This is a genomic window from Limnohabitans sp. G3-2, assembly GCF_002778275.1.
GTDB lineage: Bacteria > Pseudomonadota > Gammaproteobacteria > Burkholderiales > Burkholderiaceae_C > Limnohabitans_A.
This window is the reverse complement of sequence record NZ_NESG01000001.1, coordinates 106,279-120,202: the sequence shown is the minus strand read 5'-3', so window position 1 is coordinate 120,202 and position 13,924 is coordinate 106,279. Positions and strand designations below refer to the sequence as shown.

16 protein-coding genes and 2 pseudogenes are annotated in these 13,924 nt (G+C 62.0%); 3 read left to right on the top strand and 15 right to left on the bottom strand.

Going from position 1 to position 13,924, the window contains the following annotated elements:
• Positions 1-14: 14 nt before the first annotated feature.
• Positions 15-743 (top strand): SOS response-associated peptidase family protein, encoded by a 729-nt coding sequence (locus B9Z31_RS00585; RefSeq protein ID WP_100117634.1) that lies wholly within the window; start codon positions 15-17, stop codon positions 741-743.
• 9 nt (positions 744-752) lie between these two features.
• Here the strand turns inward: B9Z31_RS00585 and B9Z31_RS00580 are convergent, their stop codons facing one another.
• From B9Z31_RS00580 to B9Z31_RS00535, 9 genes and pseudogenes are all read right to left on the bottom strand, one after another.
• Positions 753-1,232, bottom strand: a complete 480-nt coding sequence (locus B9Z31_RS00580; RefSeq protein ID WP_100117633.1) for an SRPBCC family protein — start codon at positions 1,230-1,232, stop codon at positions 753-755.
• A gap of 26 nt (positions 1,233-1,258) precedes the next feature.
• On the bottom strand, positions 1,259-1,876 hold the full coding sequence (locus B9Z31_RS00575; RefSeq protein ID WP_100117632.1) for a pyridoxamine 5'-phosphate oxidase family protein: 618 nt from the start codon (positions 1,874-1,876) through the stop codon (positions 1,259-1,261).
• Positions 1,877-1,893: 17 nt separating this feature from the next.
• On the bottom strand, positions 1,894-2,187 hold the full coding sequence (locus tag B9Z31_RS00570) for a type II toxin-antitoxin system RelE/ParE family toxin (protein ID WP_100117631.1): 294 nt from the start codon (positions 2,185-2,187) through the stop codon (positions 1,894-1,896).
• Positions 2,184-2,408, bottom strand: a complete 225-nt coding sequence (locus tag B9Z31_RS00565; RefSeq protein ID WP_100117630.1) for an addiction module protein — start codon at positions 2,406-2,408, stop codon at positions 2,184-2,186. The genes B9Z31_RS00570 and B9Z31_RS00565 overlap by 4 nt, the downstream gene beginning before the upstream one ends.
• A gap of 120 nt (positions 2,409-2,528) precedes the next feature.
• Positions 2,529-2,627, bottom strand: a pseudogene (locus B9Z31_RS00560) (DUF924 family protein); the annotation flags it as partial.
• Between the two features lie 162 nt (positions 2,628-2,789).
• Positions 2,790-3,209 carry a hypothetical protein gene (locus tag B9Z31_RS00550; RefSeq protein ID WP_100117629.1) on the bottom strand — a complete coding sequence of 140 codons (420 nt, stop codon included), beginning with the start codon at positions 3,207-3,209 and terminating at the stop codon, positions 2,790-2,792.
• Entirely contained in the window at positions 3,187-3,810 is a 624-nt protein-coding gene (locus B9Z31_RS00545; protein WP_233200592.1) for a nucleotidyltransferase domain-containing protein, read from the bottom strand. Before B9Z31_RS00545 ends, B9Z31_RS00550 begins: the two co-directional genes overlap by 23 nt.
• 73 nt (positions 3,811-3,883) lie before the next feature.
• A pseudogene (locus B9Z31_RS00540) lies at positions 3,884-3,994 on the bottom strand (DUF924 family protein); the annotation flags it as partial.
• A 43-nt stretch (positions 3,995-4,037) separates the two neighbouring features.
• Positions 4,038-5,864: a glutamine--tRNA ligase/YqeY domain fusion protein gene (locus B9Z31_RS00535; protein ID WP_100117627.1), complete on the bottom strand. Its 1,827-nt coding sequence runs from the start codon at positions 5,862-5,864 to the stop codon at positions 4,038-4,040.
• A 153-nt stretch (positions 5,865-6,017) separates the two neighbouring features.
• On the opposite strand from B9Z31_RS00535, the gene B9Z31_RS00530 reads away from it, so the two are divergent.
• The gene (locus B9Z31_RS00530; RefSeq protein ID WP_100117626.1) at positions 6,018-6,407 is read left to right on the top strand and encodes a hypothetical protein; all 390 of its coding nucleotides are present in this window, start codon (positions 6,018-6,020) and stop codon (positions 6,405-6,407) included.
• A gap of 35 nt (positions 6,408-6,442) precedes the next feature.
• Here the strand turns inward: B9Z31_RS00530 and B9Z31_RS00525 are convergent, their stop codons facing one another.
• On the bottom strand, positions 6,443-6,679 hold the full coding sequence (locus B9Z31_RS00525; protein ID WP_143473792.1) for a hypothetical protein: 237 nt from the start codon (positions 6,677-6,679) through the stop codon (positions 6,443-6,445).
• An 86-nt stretch (positions 6,680-6,765) separates the two neighbouring features.
• Between B9Z31_RS00525 and B9Z31_RS00520 the strand changes: the two genes are divergently transcribed.
• Positions 6,766-7,590, top strand: a complete 825-nt coding sequence (locus tag B9Z31_RS00520; protein WP_100117624.1) for an undecaprenyl-diphosphate phosphatase — start codon at positions 6,766-6,768, stop codon at positions 7,588-7,590.
• Here B9Z31_RS00520 and B9Z31_RS00515 read toward each other — a convergent pair whose 3' ends face one another.
• The 5 genes from B9Z31_RS00515 to B9Z31_RS00495 all read right to left on the bottom strand — a co-directional run bounded on the left by B9Z31_RS00515 (position 7,591) and on the right by B9Z31_RS00495 (position 13,898).
• Complete coding sequence (locus tag B9Z31_RS00515) at positions 7,591-8,394, bottom strand: alpha/beta fold hydrolase (RefSeq protein WP_199174401.1); 804 nt, start codon at positions 8,392-8,394, stop codon at positions 7,591-7,593.
• 127 nt (positions 8,395-8,521) lie between these two features.
• The gene (locus B9Z31_RS00510; protein WP_100117622.1) at positions 8,522-9,349 is read right to left on the bottom strand and encodes a proteasome-type protease; all 828 of its coding nucleotides are present in this window, start codon (positions 9,347-9,349) and stop codon (positions 8,522-8,524) included.
• An 11-nt stretch (positions 9,350-9,360) separates the two neighbouring features.
• Positions 9,361-11,997 (bottom strand): DNA mismatch repair protein MutS, encoded by a 2,637-nt coding sequence (gene mutS, locus B9Z31_RS00505; protein ID WP_100117621.1) that lies wholly within the window; start codon positions 11,995-11,997, stop codon positions 9,361-9,363.
• 3 nt (positions 11,998-12,000) lie between these two features.
• Positions 12,001-12,945, bottom strand: a complete 945-nt coding sequence (locus B9Z31_RS00500) for an inositol monophosphatase family protein (protein ID WP_100117620.1) — start codon at positions 12,943-12,945, stop codon at positions 12,001-12,003.
• A 212-nt stretch (positions 12,946-13,157) separates the two neighbouring features.
• Positions 13,158-13,898 carry a MipA/OmpV family protein gene (locus B9Z31_RS00495; RefSeq protein ID WP_100117619.1) on the bottom strand — a complete coding sequence of 247 codons (741 nt, stop codon included), beginning with the start codon at positions 13,896-13,898 and terminating at the stop codon, positions 13,158-13,160.
• Positions 13,899-13,924: the final 26 nt, after the last annotated feature.

Sequence of the window (13,924 nt, the reverse complement as noted above, 5' to 3'; positions counted from 1 at the left end):
TTAGCATCAACCGCATGAGTACCCAATACGAATGCCTCAAAAGCGCCGACCTGTATGCCGAGGCCTTTGGCGTCGCCCCGCCCGAAGCCCTGCTGGGCAAAGAAGTCTGGCCGCGCCAGCCGGGATTTTTCATCCGCAAAGCCTTTGTGCCTGAGCAATCCCGCGCAGAGCCATCTGCTGAACCCCACGTTGCACCCGATGTCGAGGCGGCAACTCCTGCGGCCCCCGCCAGCCCCCTGGTGCTGGAGCTGGCCCAAGGCCAGTTCGGGCTGGTGCCCACCTGGGTCAAGTCGGCGTCCGATGCCAAACTGCGCTCGACCAAGTTGGCCGTGACCCGCTACGAAACCATGAGCACGGCCACGGCGACGCGGGAGACCTGGCTCAAAGGCCAGCGCTGCATCATCCCCATGCAGGCTTTTCTGGAAGACGATTGGCGCAGCCGCAAACCCGTGCCCACCCGCATCGCCCGCGTGGACGGCAAACCCATGGGCGTGGCCGGTTTGTGGGAGCGCTGGACGCAGGGCGATGAAGAAATCACCAGCTTCACCTTGCTGACGGTCAACGCCAACAGCCACGCGCTGATGAACCGCTATGGCCCAGACGGCAACGAAAAACGCATGCCCGCCATCTTGAACGAAGGCGCTTGGTCCGCCTGGCTGACCGCCCCGCTCGACAAAGCCCGCGAGTTCATGCGGGCCTACCCGGCCAACTTGCTGCTGGCCAACCCGGTTCAGAAAAAATAAACCGCGCTGTCAGAGCGTGGCCGCCAGAGCCGCCAGTTGATCGGTGGCAACGCCCCAGCCTTCGTGAAAGCCCATGTTGTCGTGGGCCGCGCAGTCTTCGGCCGTCCAATGCTTGGCACGGGCGGTGTAGCGTGTTTTTCCGTCCTCGTCTTCAAAGGTCAGCACGCAGGTGAAAAACGGTTTGGCCGAGGGCTGCCACGCCGAGGTGTAGGCGTCGGTGAACACCAGCCGCTCGTCGGGCACCACGTCCAAATACAGGCCCCGGTTGGGCACCTCGGTGCCGTCTGGCCCTTGCATGGTGATGCAGCTGGATCCGCCCGGGCGAACATCCAACTGCGCCCGCACCGTCTTCCAGGGCGGCGGTGTGAACCATTGCACGATCAGCTCAGGCTCCGTCCAGCAACGAAACAACTTGTGGCGCGGCACATCGATCAGGCGCGTGAGCACCAGCTCGCGGTCATCGGAAGGGGTGGCAGTAGGCAATGGCATGGTTGACCTTATTGGGGGGGTAGATTTCACAGCGACTGCTGGTAGCGTTGCAGCATTTCGGCCTGAGACTCTATCTCAATCGTTTCACCCTTGAAGGCCTGAATCTGGTCGCGCAGCATCTCTCCCATGCTGGGCAGCGCGCTGCGCTCAGGGTGCCGTGATGCATCCCACAGCTGCGAGCGCATGAAGGCTTTGGCGCAATGCAGATAGACCGATTCCACCTTCAGGCGGATCACCAGTTTGGGCGTGCGACGAGCGTCCACACAGAGGGCCAAGTCGGCCGGGTCGGTGCTCAACACCGCTTGGCCGTTGATGCGCAAAGTCTCGTCAAAGCCCGGCACCATGAAGAGCAAACCCAAGCGCCCGGTGCTGACAATGTTCTCCAGCGTGTCCAGCCGGTTGTTGCCGGGAGAGTCGGGCAGCAAGAGCGTCTGCGTGTCCAGCACCTTGACGAAACCCGCATCGCCTCCACGCGGTGAGGCGTCCATGCGCCCAGCCGCATCGCTGCTGGCGAGCACCATAAAGGGCGACAGCGCAATGAAGCCGATCGCATGCGGGTCCAGCGACGGCATTTCTTTTTTCAGCGAACGCTCACTGGCGGGGCCGTAGAGCTGGCGCAGGGCTTCGAGGGTGGTGATGTGCATGGATAACTTCATCAAGATCAATTCACACGGCTTTGCCAATACGCAGGTCGACGGTGTAAATGGGCGACGGCCACGATCAGAATGCCTTGCTTATCTTGGCTGTAAATCACGCCGTATGGAAATCTGCGGAGGCGGCAGCGGCGGGTGTTGTTTGAAAGCGGATGCCAGCCATGGGGATGGCGTTCAATGAGTTGAACGGTGCGCAGAAACTCCACCAAAAACGAATCGCCCAAGCCCGGCGCTTGTTGCGCGTACCAATGGATCGCCTCGTCCAGCTCGGATTGAGCTGCGGGCAAGAGGCGCACGTTCATGCCGTTTTGACTTGGTATTTGGCAATGACTTCATTCAAGGGGATGGCTTTCACCTCACCCCGGCGATAGGCCAAAAGACGTGATTCGGCCTCTTGAGCCCATTGCGCATCCAAGGAGTCGTCCCGTGCGTCCAAGGTGTCAAGGATCTGATCGACCAAAGCCATACGCTCCTCGGGGGGTAGTTGTGATGCTTGATCGCAGAGTTGTTTGGCGGTTGGCATATGTGACTCCAAAGGGCGGTGGAAAGTCAGTTTAGCGAAGTTCAGCGCTCATGGAAATTGAAGCCGTTGGCAAAACCAAGCTCCTCAGCATGGTTGCATCCGAATGCCGCTGCACGAGATTTAAAACCCCGACCCCGGCTCACTCAAAAAAGCCAGCTCGTCGGGCGTGGAGGGGCGGTCTAGGATGGCGTTGCGGTGGGGGTAGCGGCCAAAGCGATCGGGTGCGGATGGTTTCGTCCAAGGCGGCGTCTTTGGCGAAGTGTTGCTTGGGGGTAAGTTCGGTGAACCAGAAATGGAGGACGGTTTGGGGCTGTAGGTGAGAAATGCACCAGCTGCAGGCGGCGCTGCCGAGAACGCCAGCGCTGTCACGGGCATGGCTGTTCAGTCAGGGGATTGAAGGGCGATCAAAACGCGTTGGGCGGCGGCGATCAGATCGGTGACCAAGCGTGCATCGACATCCATCATGCCTTCGTACTCGCCCAAGTTGCGCTTGTTGTGACACAAGTCAAGCACGCGCCAAACCTCAGGCCCCAGCCCCAGTGTGTGGGGCAATGCCTGAAAGGCGATGTAACGGTTACTGGGCCGAAAGCCTTTCTTTCGCAATGCAGCCAAACACAAGGCGTGTGCAGCGTTGTAGGCCAGATCAAAGCGGCTTTCTAACGCCAGTGTGGCGTTGGCTGCATCGTTCAAGCGGGTGCTGCCCGTTCGCAGTAAGCCTGCGATTTCGGCGGCGTCGGGTGGCTCCGCTTTGAGCGAGCCACTGGGGCCGCTCAGGTTTTCAAGTGGGGTGGGCGGGCTCATGTTGCGGTGACTCCTCCTGGCCGATCAGCCATATCTTTGGCTGTTGCATCACGCGGTTGACGAAGGCATTGTCACCCAACTGGCGGGTCTGAAAATTTACAGCGCTGTACAAAGCCGGGTGGATGGCGCGGCCCAGCGTTTGGGTGGCGGGCTCCAGCGCCGCGAACACGTCGCCATAGCCCAGCGTGTCGCTGACCAGCAGCACATCCACATCACTGGCGTTGGTGTCTTGCTGCTTGGCCATGGAGCCAAACACAAACGCCAGCGAAATTTGCGGCGCAATCGGCAAGAGCGCCGTGCGCAACACATCGGCCAGCCCCATGGTTTTGAGCACCAGAGCGCGCAGCTCGGTAAACACGGGCGAAGCCGCGTTGGCCTGAAAGTGTTTTTGGTTGCCCTGTTTGCGCACCGTGAGCAAACCCGCTGCGGCCAGATCGGCCAACTCGCGTTGCACAGCCCCTGCGCCTGACTGAGCCAAGCCAATGACTTCGTTGGTGTAGAAGCTGCGGTCCGGCGCCACAAACAGCACGGCCAGCACCCGCTGACGCACCTTTGAAAACAGCGCGTCGGCGATGGAAGAGGTGATTGAAGCGGTATTCATACCCATAATGGGTTTTATCATACCTTATTTGGGTATTTTTAGGGGTGTCAGGGTACGCTTTTGTTTGGACCTGAAACCCCGACCCCGGCTCACTCAAAAAAGCCAACGCCTTGGGGGTGGACTCGCGGCCCAGCAGGGCGTTGCGGTGGGGGTAGCGGCCAAAGCGCAGGGTGATGACTTGGTGGCACTTCTCGTGAAAGTCAATGGCCATCTACCTGCATTGGAATTCACTTGCCCCAGCTGTCCTTCAGCCCCGTCACCCGGTTGAACACCGGCTTGGCGCCCGCCACATGGTCCAAGCGGTCCGCCACAAAATAGCCAAAGCGCTCAAACTGGAACTTCTGGTCCGGCAGCGCGGAGGCCAATGACGGCTCCACATAGGCCGTGACCACTTTCAGGCTGTCGGGGTTGAGCGACTGCAAGAAGTCTTTGCCGCCCGCGTCGGGGTGGGCTTCGGCAAACAGGCGGTCGTACAGGCGCACTTCGGCTTGCACGCCGTCGGCCACGCCCACCCAGGTGATGGCGGCTTTGGCTTTGACGCTGTCGGCGCCGGGTGTGCCGCTCTTGGTGCCGGGGATCACTTTGGCGTGCACCTCGGTGACGCGTCCTGCCGCGTCGCGTGCGCAGCCGGTGCATTCGATCACGTAGCCGCCTTTCAGGCGCACCACGTTGCCGGGGAACAAACGCTTATAGCCCTTGGGCGGCACTTCTTCAAAGTCTTCACGTTCGATCCACACTTCTTTGCCGATCAAGAACGTGCGGTCGGCTGGGGGTGTTTGGCCTTCGGCCACGGCGCTGTGGGGCAAGGCGGGTTGTGTGCAGGCCTCGGTGTAACCGTCGCTGCCAAAGGCCTCGGCCCAGTTGCTCAGCACCAGCTTGACCGGGTCGAGCACGGCCATGCCGCGGTGGGCTTTGTTTTCCAGGTCTTCGCGCAGGCACCCTTCAAGCGTGCTGTAGTCGATCCAACTGTCGCTCTTGGTCACGCCAATGCGGTCGGCAAACAGGCGCAGGCTCTCGGGCGTGTAGCCCCGGCGGCGCAGGCCGACTATTGTTGGCATGCGCGGGTCGTCCCAGCCGCTGACTTTGCCTTCATTCACCAGTTGCGCCAGCTTGCGTTTGCTGGTGATCACATAGGTCAGGTTCAGGCGGGCAAATTCGTATTGTTTGGGGCTGGGCGCGGCCAGCAGCTTGCATTCGCACAGGCGCTCCATCAGCCAGTCGTAAAACGGGCGTTGGTCTTCAAACTCCAGCGTGCAGATGCTGTGGGTGATTTGCTCCAGCGCGTCTTCGATGGGGTGGGCAAAGGTGTACATCGGGTAGATGCACCAGGTGTCACCCGTGTGGTGGTGCGTGGCGCGGCGGATGCGGTAGATGGCCGGATCGCGCAGGTTGATGTTGGGCGAAGCCATGTCGATCTTGGCGCGCAGCACGGCGGCGCCGTCGGCCAGCTTGCCGTCACGCATTTCGCGAAAGCGCGTCAAGTTTTCTGCCACGGTGCGGGAGCGAAACGGGCTGTCCACGCCGGGTTTGCCAAAGTCGCCCCGGTTGGCACGCATGTCTTCGGCGCTTTGCTCGTCCACATAGGCATGGCCGGCTTCGATCAGCGCCTCGGCGGCGCGGTACATGAAGTCGAAGTAGTCGCTGGCTTGGTAGGGCGCGGCGCTGCCAGCGGCCTGGCCGAGCTGCGCCCAGTCAAAGCCGAGCCACTTCACGGCGTCGATGATGCTGTTGACGTATTCGGTGTCTTCTTTTTCGGGGTTGGTGTCGTCAAAGCGCAGGTGGCACACGCCACCGTATTCCTTGGCCAGCCCAAAGTTGATGCAGATGCTTTTGGCGTGGCCCACATGCAAATAGCCGTTCGGCTCGGGCGGAAAGCGCGTGCGGATCTTGGCCGGGTCACTCTCGCCCGCAGCTTGGTGCGCAGCGTCTCCCGGGCTGCCTGCCCAGCGGCGGCTGGCGTAGGTGCCTTTGTCCAGGTCGTTTTCAATGATTTGGCGCAGGAAGTTGCTGACTTTGTGTTCAGCAGAAGTGTCTTTGTCGGTGGGGGAGGTCATGCCTCGATTTTAGGGGGTGGCACAGGCGTTCATGGGAAGCGCCGGTTACGAATGGAAACCATTGCAAAGGGGCCGTTGTCTACCCCGGACCGGGCCCGCGCGCTATAGGTACAGGTGGGCCTTGGGTCTGCCACGCCTTTCACAGGAATCCAGATGTCAAAACCGCTGTTCAAAACGCTCTCTCGCAAAGCCCTGCTCATGGGCAGTTTGCTGTTGGGCCTGACCCAAGTGGGCTGCGCCCATCCGGTCTTTGTGGAGCCCTCGGTGTTGGTGCACTCTCGGCTTGGCCATTTCCCGGTTCACGCGCAAATCGGCTTACCCGGCCCAGTGATTTATGCGCCCCCGCCCCGTGTGATCTACGCCCCGCCGCCGCCACCCCGGGTGGTGTTCGTGCCCCGTGTGCAGGCGCCGGTTCACGGTTGGGGGCATGGGCATGACGGTCGTCAAAGGGGCCAGGAACGTCGGCACAACCGGCACGATGACCGCGAGTACGGGCGTGCTTGGGACCCGCGGCATGACGGTTGGCACGATGGGCGTCGTTGATGACCCCTTGCCAGCGGCGCTGAGGCCAAAAATCTTCAGCGCCGTTGGCGAATGAACATCTCGTCGCGGCGGATATCCACATCAAAGTGTTTCAAAAAGGCTTGGCCAAGCAGAGCCAATTCAGAACGCAGGCCACTCAAGCCCACGGTCACGCTGGCATCGTTGAGCACCAAGTGCCCTGCACGCACAAGCACCCCGGCCACAGCCAGCCACACGGCGGCGATGGCCAACGCCCCGAAGCGTGCGGTTTTTTGAAGTTTGTTGGGTGACACGTCCGGCAATATAGCGTGCGAGTTGCTTTGCCGCAGTCACCATCAAGGACCAACGATAATCCCTCCAGATTTTTCGAGGAGCGTTTGTGGACCTGATGTTGTTGCTGAAAGCCGCCGTGATGGGCGTGGTCGAGGGTTTGACCGAGTTCTTGCCGATCTCGTCAACCGGGCATTTGATTTTGGCCGGGGCGTTGCTGGGCTTTGACGATGACAAGGCCAAGGTGTTTGACATCGCGATCCAGACCGGGGCGATTTTGGCCGTCATCATTGTGTATTGGCAAAAGATCAGCAGCACGGTGCGGGCCTTGCCGCGCAGCGCCGATGCGCAGCGCTTTGCCCTGAATGTGTTCATTGCCTTTGTGCCAGCAGTCCTGTTGGGCCTGTTGTTTGGCAAAGCCATCAAGGCCAACTTGTTCACGCCCGAGGTGGTGGCGACCACGTTCATCGTGGGTGGCCTGATCATTTTGTGGGCCGAGCGGCGTCCTGCCAGTGCTGTACGCATCCATGAGGTGGAGGACATGCGCGGGCGCGATGCGCTCAAGGTGGGCTTGGTGCAATGCCTGGCCATGATTCCGGGCACCAGCCGCAGTGGCGCGACCATCATTGGCGGCATGTTGCTGGGCATGTCGCGCAAGGCGGCAACCGACTTCTCGTTTTACCTGGCGATTCCCACGCTCATCGGCGCTGGGGCTTACAGCCTCTACAAAGAGCGTGCATTGCTCAGCATGGCCGATGCGCCCATGTTTGGCGTGGGATTGCTGTTCTCGTTTTTGAGCGCTTGGGTGTGCGTGCGCTGGTTGCTCAAGTTCATCTCGACCAACAGCTTCGAGATCTTCGCTTGGTACCGGATCGTCTTTGGCCTGGTGGTGCTGGGCAGCAGCTACAGTGGCTGGGTGACCTGGGCGGCTTGATCAAGCGCCCATATTGCGCAGCGATGCCTCTATCGCTGCGGCTGTGGCGATGGGTTTTTCCATGGGAAACAGGTGTGTGCCGTCCAGCATCATGACGCGACCTTTGACGACCTTGTGGGTCAGGTCGATGCCGGCTTGACGCATTTCGCTCGAGTGTGTGCCGCCGATGAAAGCGGCGGGGCATTTGAGGGGGTGGCGCTTGAGGAGGCTGTCGAGTTTGTGAGGCAGGCCGTTGTAAATGGCGGTCTCCACGTCGCGGTCAAAACTCAGAACCCTTTGCCCACCTTGGTCGTGTGTGCCGTGTTCGATGTAATCGCGCAAGACCTGCGGGTCCCACCGGGCAAAAGACTTTTTTTGCTGGAAACTTTCCAGGGCGGCTTGGGCATCGGGCCAGTGGTTGCGCCGTTTTTGGCTGATGCGACCCGGTGACAGGGAGCCAATCAGCGGTGTGCGCTTGGCCAAGCCCAAGGTGGTGGCGCGCCAGCCACCGATCACTGGCGAATCGATCAACAAGACACCGCGTGCCAGCTCTGGGTGGCGCGCGGCGCACATCAAACTCAATATCCCCCCGAGCGAGTGGCCCACCAAAAAGGCCGGTTCACCGTCGCCTTGCGCGGCCTTGGCAAAGTCGGCCAGTTGCTGGACCAAGTGGGGCCAGTTGTTGGTGGCTGGGTATTGCGGATCGTGCCCAAACATTTCCACCGCGCCCACTTGGAAGCCGCGCTGGCGCAGGTTGCCGAACATCACCTTGTAGGTGCTGGCCGGAAAGCTGTTGCCGTGCGAGAAGATGATGCGAGGGGTCATGGTGATCTGTTGTGCCCTTGTTCGGCACCAGGTTGGGACTTTGTGGGAGGCCGCCCCTGCGGCCGAATGTGTGGGCGCGGTGCTGGCATTCGCGAGCAGGGGCTCGCTCCCACAAGGCGGCATTCGCTCAGATGAGCTTTTCTTCCGGCGTGGTGATTTTCTTGAGCAAGGCATTGCGCTGGGCCTGCACCATGAGTGGAACGTCGGTGGCGCCACCGTTCCACATGGGGTCTTCGATGCTGTCGAACATCTGGCGCAGTTTATCGCCCCAGCTGGAGCGCAACATCTGAAAGTAGGGGTTGTGCTCGTCGATGCACATGATGCGGTCGGTCTGCAAGCTGCCCGCTTGGTAGACCACCATGTCCAGTGGCAGGCCCACCGACAGGTTGGATTTGAGGGTCGAGTCCATCGACACCAGCGCGCATTTGGCGGCTTCGTCCAAGGGGGTGTCGGGGGTGATGACGCGGTCGAGCACGGGTTTGCCGTACTTGGACTCGCCGATCTGGAAGTAGGGCGTCTCGTCGGTGGCTTCGATGAAGTTGCCGGGTGAGTAGACCTGGAACAGGCGCATGCCCTCGTTGCCGATTTGCCCGCCAAAAATCATGGACACATTGAACTCCACACCCGAGGCGCGCAGCGCAGCGGCGTCGCGCTCGTACACGCGGCGCACGGCCGCGCCCAGCACGCGGGTGGCGTCGAACATGCTTTTGGCGTTCCAAATGGTCAAGGGTTCTTCTTGCCCCGGCTCGACCAGTTTTTCGATCTGCAGCACTTCGCGCACCGATTGCGAAATGCTCAGGTTGCCTGCCGACAGCAAGGTCATGAAGCGGTCGCCCGCTTTTTCATAGACGATCATTTTGCGGAAGGTGCTGATTTGGTCGAGGCCCGCGTTGGTGCGGGAGTCGGACAAAAAAACCAGACCGGCACGGGTTTTGACGGCAACGCAATAGGTCATGGGGTGGCTCTTTAACTTTTGGGCAGCAGGCGCTGCAGGGCATAGAGGGCGTCGAGCGCTTCGCGGGGGCTGAGCGCGTCGGGGTTGATTTGGGCCAGCGCCGCTTCCACCGGCGAGGGGCCTGCGGCCTCGGCTTCGGGGGGGGCGGCAAACAAGTCCACCTGCTGGCGGCTTTCAGTCGCCCCGGCCTCCAGTGCGCTGAGCGCATGGCGGGCGTGGTTGAGCACGGCGCCTGGCATCCCCGCCAGACGCGCCACTTGCACGCCATAACTCTTGCTGGCCGGGCCGGGCTGCAACTCGTGCAAGAACACGATGGACGCGCCCGATTCGGCGGCGCTCACATGCATGTTGACGGCCGCCGTGTGTGTGGCCGGGAACTCGGTGAGCTCAAAGTAGTGCGTGGCAAACAGGGCGAAGGCCTGGGTCTTGTTGTGCAGGTGTGTGGCAATGCCGCTGGCCAGGGCCAGGCCGTCAAAGGTGGACGTGCCGCGCCCGATTTCGTCCATCAGCACCAGGCTGTTCGGGGTGGCACTGTGCAAAATTTGCGCGGCTTCGGTCATCTCCAGCATGAAGGTGGACTGGGCGTTGGCCAGATCGTCGGCTGCACCGATGCGGGTGTGGATGGCGTCGATCGGACCCAAGCGACAGCGGCTGGCGGGCACATGGCTGCCGATGCTGGCCAGCAGCACAATCAGCGCCACCTGGCGCATGTAGGTGGATTTGCCGCCCATGTTGGGGCCGGTGATGATTTGCAGGCGCTGGCGCGAACCGAGCACCGTGTCGTTGGCGATGAAGCTCGCGCCCGACAGCTGGGCCAGCCGCGCCTCGACCACCGGGTGACGGCCTTGGCGGATTTCGATGCAAGGCTCTTTGCTGAACTCGGGGGCACACCAATGGAGCGTGAGCGAGCGCTCGGTCAGGGCGCACAAGGCGTCGAGTGATGCCATGGCCTGCGCCAGTGCGGTGAGCGCGGGCACAAAGGGTTGCAGTTGGTCGAGCAGGCCTTCGTAGAGCCACTTCTCGCGGGCCAAGGCGCGTTCTTGCGCCGACAGGGCTTTGTCTTCAAATGTTTTGAGCTCGGGCGTGATGAAGCGCTCGGCGTTTTTCAGGGTCTGTCGGCGGCGGTAGTCTTCGGGCACTTTGTCCAGTTGCCCTTGCGTGACTTCGATGTAAAAGCCGTGCACCTTGTTGAACTGCACGCGCAGGTTGGCAATGCCCGTGCGTTCTTTTTCGCGGGTTTCCAGGTCGAGCAAAAACGCATCGCAGTTGGTCTGGATGCCGCGCAGCTCGTCCAGTTCGGCGTCCATGCCGTCGGCGATCACGCCGCCGTCGCGCACCAGCGCAGAGGGCTCTTCGAGCAGGGCCATCTGCAGCAGCTCGGCGCAGTGGTTGGGCGGCGTGAGCCAGCGGGCCATGCCGGCCAGCAAGCTGCCGGGCTCAGGGTTCAGGGCTTGCAGCTGCGTGGACAGCGCCGCCGCACGCGCCAGCGCGTGGCGCAGCGCCACCAGCTCACGCGGGCGCACTTGGCGCAGCGCGGTGCGGGCGGTGATGCGTTCCACATCGCTCGCGCCTTTGAGTTGTTCGCGCAGACTGCGCCACGCCCCTGCACCGCTGTCGCCTCGCAAAACGGCTTGGGCTTGCAGGCGTTGGCGTGCCACATCACGCTCGCGCGGCGGGCTGAGCAGCCAGCTTTTGAGCAGGCGGCTGCCCATGCCGGTCATGCAGGTGTCGAGCAAGGCAAACAGCGTGGGCGAATCCGACGCGCTTTCGCCGCGCAACGTCTGCGTCAGCTCCAGGTTGCGACGGGTGCTGGCGGGCAGGTCGATCAGCGCGTCCGAACGTTGCACCTGCACCCGCTGCACATGCGGCAGGCTGCGCCCTTGCGTGTGTTCGGCGTAAGTGAGCAGGGCGGCGGCGGCGGCGTGCGCGTCGCTCAGGGTGTCAGCACTCCAGGCGGCCAGCGATGCCGCTTGCAGTTGCGCCAGCAGCTTGCGCTGGCCCAGCCCCGCGTCAAACTGAAAATCGGGCCTCAGGGCCAGCGACCAGCTGCCCCGGCCAGCGGTTTTGAGGCCGCGCAGTTTTTGCTCAAAGGTGGGCGTCATGCCTGCGCTGGCCAGCAGTTCGCTGGGCGCGATGCGGTCGATCCAGTCGGCCAGCTCATCTTGAGCGCATTCGGCCAAATGCACCACGCCCTGCGTGACGCTCAGCCAAGCGAGGCCGCAGCGGTTTTTGCCCGCTTGGTGCACGGCCAGCAAGATGGCTTCGGTTTTGTCGGACAGCAGCTCGGTATCGGTCAGGGTGCCGGGGGTGACCACCCGCACCACTTTGCGTTCGACCGGACCTTTGGATGTGGCCACATCGCCCACTTGCTCGCAAATGGCCACCGATTCGCCCAGCTTGATCAAGCGGGCGAGGTAGGTTTCCATCGAGTGAAAGGGCACCCCCGCCATCATCACGGGCTGCCCGGCCGACTGGCCACGGCGTGTCAAGGTGATGTCGAGCAGGCCAGCGGCTTTTTCGGCGTCAGCGAAGAACAACTCGTAAAAGTCGCCCATGCGGTAGAACACCAGGGTGTCAGGGAAATCCGCCTTGATGCCCAAGTACTGGGCCATCATGGGGGTGTGGGCACTCAAGTCGAGCGCTGACATGGCTTAAAACGGGGCGTCTTTGGTTTCGGAGCCTTCGGCGCTGTCCGCGCCGACCTCGCCTGCAGCGCCTTCGCTGTCCGCCACCAGGTCGCGGCTCAGGCTGTCCACGGCGGTGCGCACAGCGGCTTTGTCGCCTGCGCTGGCAAATTTGCTGTATTTGCCCAAGATCGTGACCAATTGGCCGTAAATACGGGGCGCACCCGCCAAGCATTCTTTTTGTTCCAGAAAGTCGGACTCGCCGGTGAAGTTGCCAATCAGGCCGCCGGCTTCGGTGACCAAGAGGGAACCTGCAGCCACGTCCCAAGGGGACAGGCCGGTTTCAAAAAAGCCGTCGGTGAAGCCTGCGGCCACATAGGCCAAGTCGAGTGCTGCAGCACCAGGGCGGCGCAGGCCAGCGGTGCGTTGCATGACGTCGCCCATCATGCGCAGGTACTGGTTGAAGTTGTCGCCCTTGCGGAAGGGGAAACCTGTAGAGATGATGCATTCCTGCAGGCGGATGCGCTTGCTCACGCGCAGGCGGCGGTCGTTCATGAAGGCGCCACGGCCTTTGGTGGCGGTGAACAAATCGTTGCGGGTGGGGTCGTAAATGACGGCTTGCTCGATCTTGCCGCGCACTTGCAGGGCAATGCTCACGCAATACACAGGGAAGCCGTGGATGAAGTTGGTCGTGCCGTCCAAGGGGTCGATGATCCAGATGTGGTCAGCGTTTGGGTTGCCATGCGTGCTGCCCGATTCCTCGGCCAAGATGCCGTGGTCAGGGTAGGCGGTCAGCAGGGTGTCGATGATGACTTTTTCGCTGGCGTGGTCGACTTCGGTGACGAAGTCATTGACCTGCTTTTGCGAGATGCGAACCGCTTCAACGTCGAGGGCCGCGCGGTTGATGATGGCGCCAGCGGCGCGCGCAGCCTTGATGGCCACGTTGAGCATGGGGTGGAGATTGGACGACATGAATTGTGTGAAGAACGGGTGTAACGCACGCACGATCGCGGCGACAAGGGGCTTATTTTCTCATGAAAAGAGGGCCAGGCCCGTCGCGGCAGGACAGTTGGCCTGCGGCGCAGGCCGCTGTGGTGGTTTTTGAGCGCAGCATTGGCCAGCCAGATTCCGTGCTGAGTCGTTGTGGCCAGCTTGAACCGTGCCTGCCAAAGCGCCAGGGGCGGTCATTTCAAGGTGTAGGTCAGCGCCGCAAAACCCGAGACCTTCTGGGACCGGCTGACCAAGGGGCTGTTGGCCACGGCGCTGTCCAGGTGCCGGTAACGCGTCTGCAATTGCAGCGACCAAGGGCCGCTCAAGGGCACTGCCGCTTGCACGGTGGCCATGGGCGTCAAAGAAGCGCCTGGCCGATAGACGGCCAAGCCCGTGGCCATGGATTGGGCTGCATCGATGCCGTACAGATGTTGCACATAGTCTGCGGAGCGGTACTGCAAGCCCAGCTGTGGATAGAGCTTGACCGGCCCGATGTCCAGCTGGCCCGCCCAGTTCAACTCTCCCAATTGACCGCCCGAGCGAGGATCGTGCAGGGCGTAAGCGAACAAGCCTCCCACCGCCGTGCGCTGAAAAGTGCCCAAGCCCATGGGCAAAGGGGCACTGCGGTCTCCCGCGCCAGGGTAGGCGGTTTTGCCTGACTTGAAGCCTTCGTCGCCCACACGTGCCACGATTTCGAGGTGACCTGCTCCCCATGGCCGCGCCTTGAACCCGAATGTGTCCACGCGGGCCAAAAACCGGCCCCAGTCGCCATACACATAGGGCAGCGCCGTGGTTTTGCTTTCGGCGCCGTGGATCAGGGCGTTCGATGTGGCGACCAAAGCACCGAGTTCACCCACAAAACGGTCAGGCCCCGCAGATTGCGCGGATGCCAGCACAGGGGTGACACACAAGAGCCAGAGCAATGATGTTTTCATCTAAAAACTCCAAAAACCAAGTGACT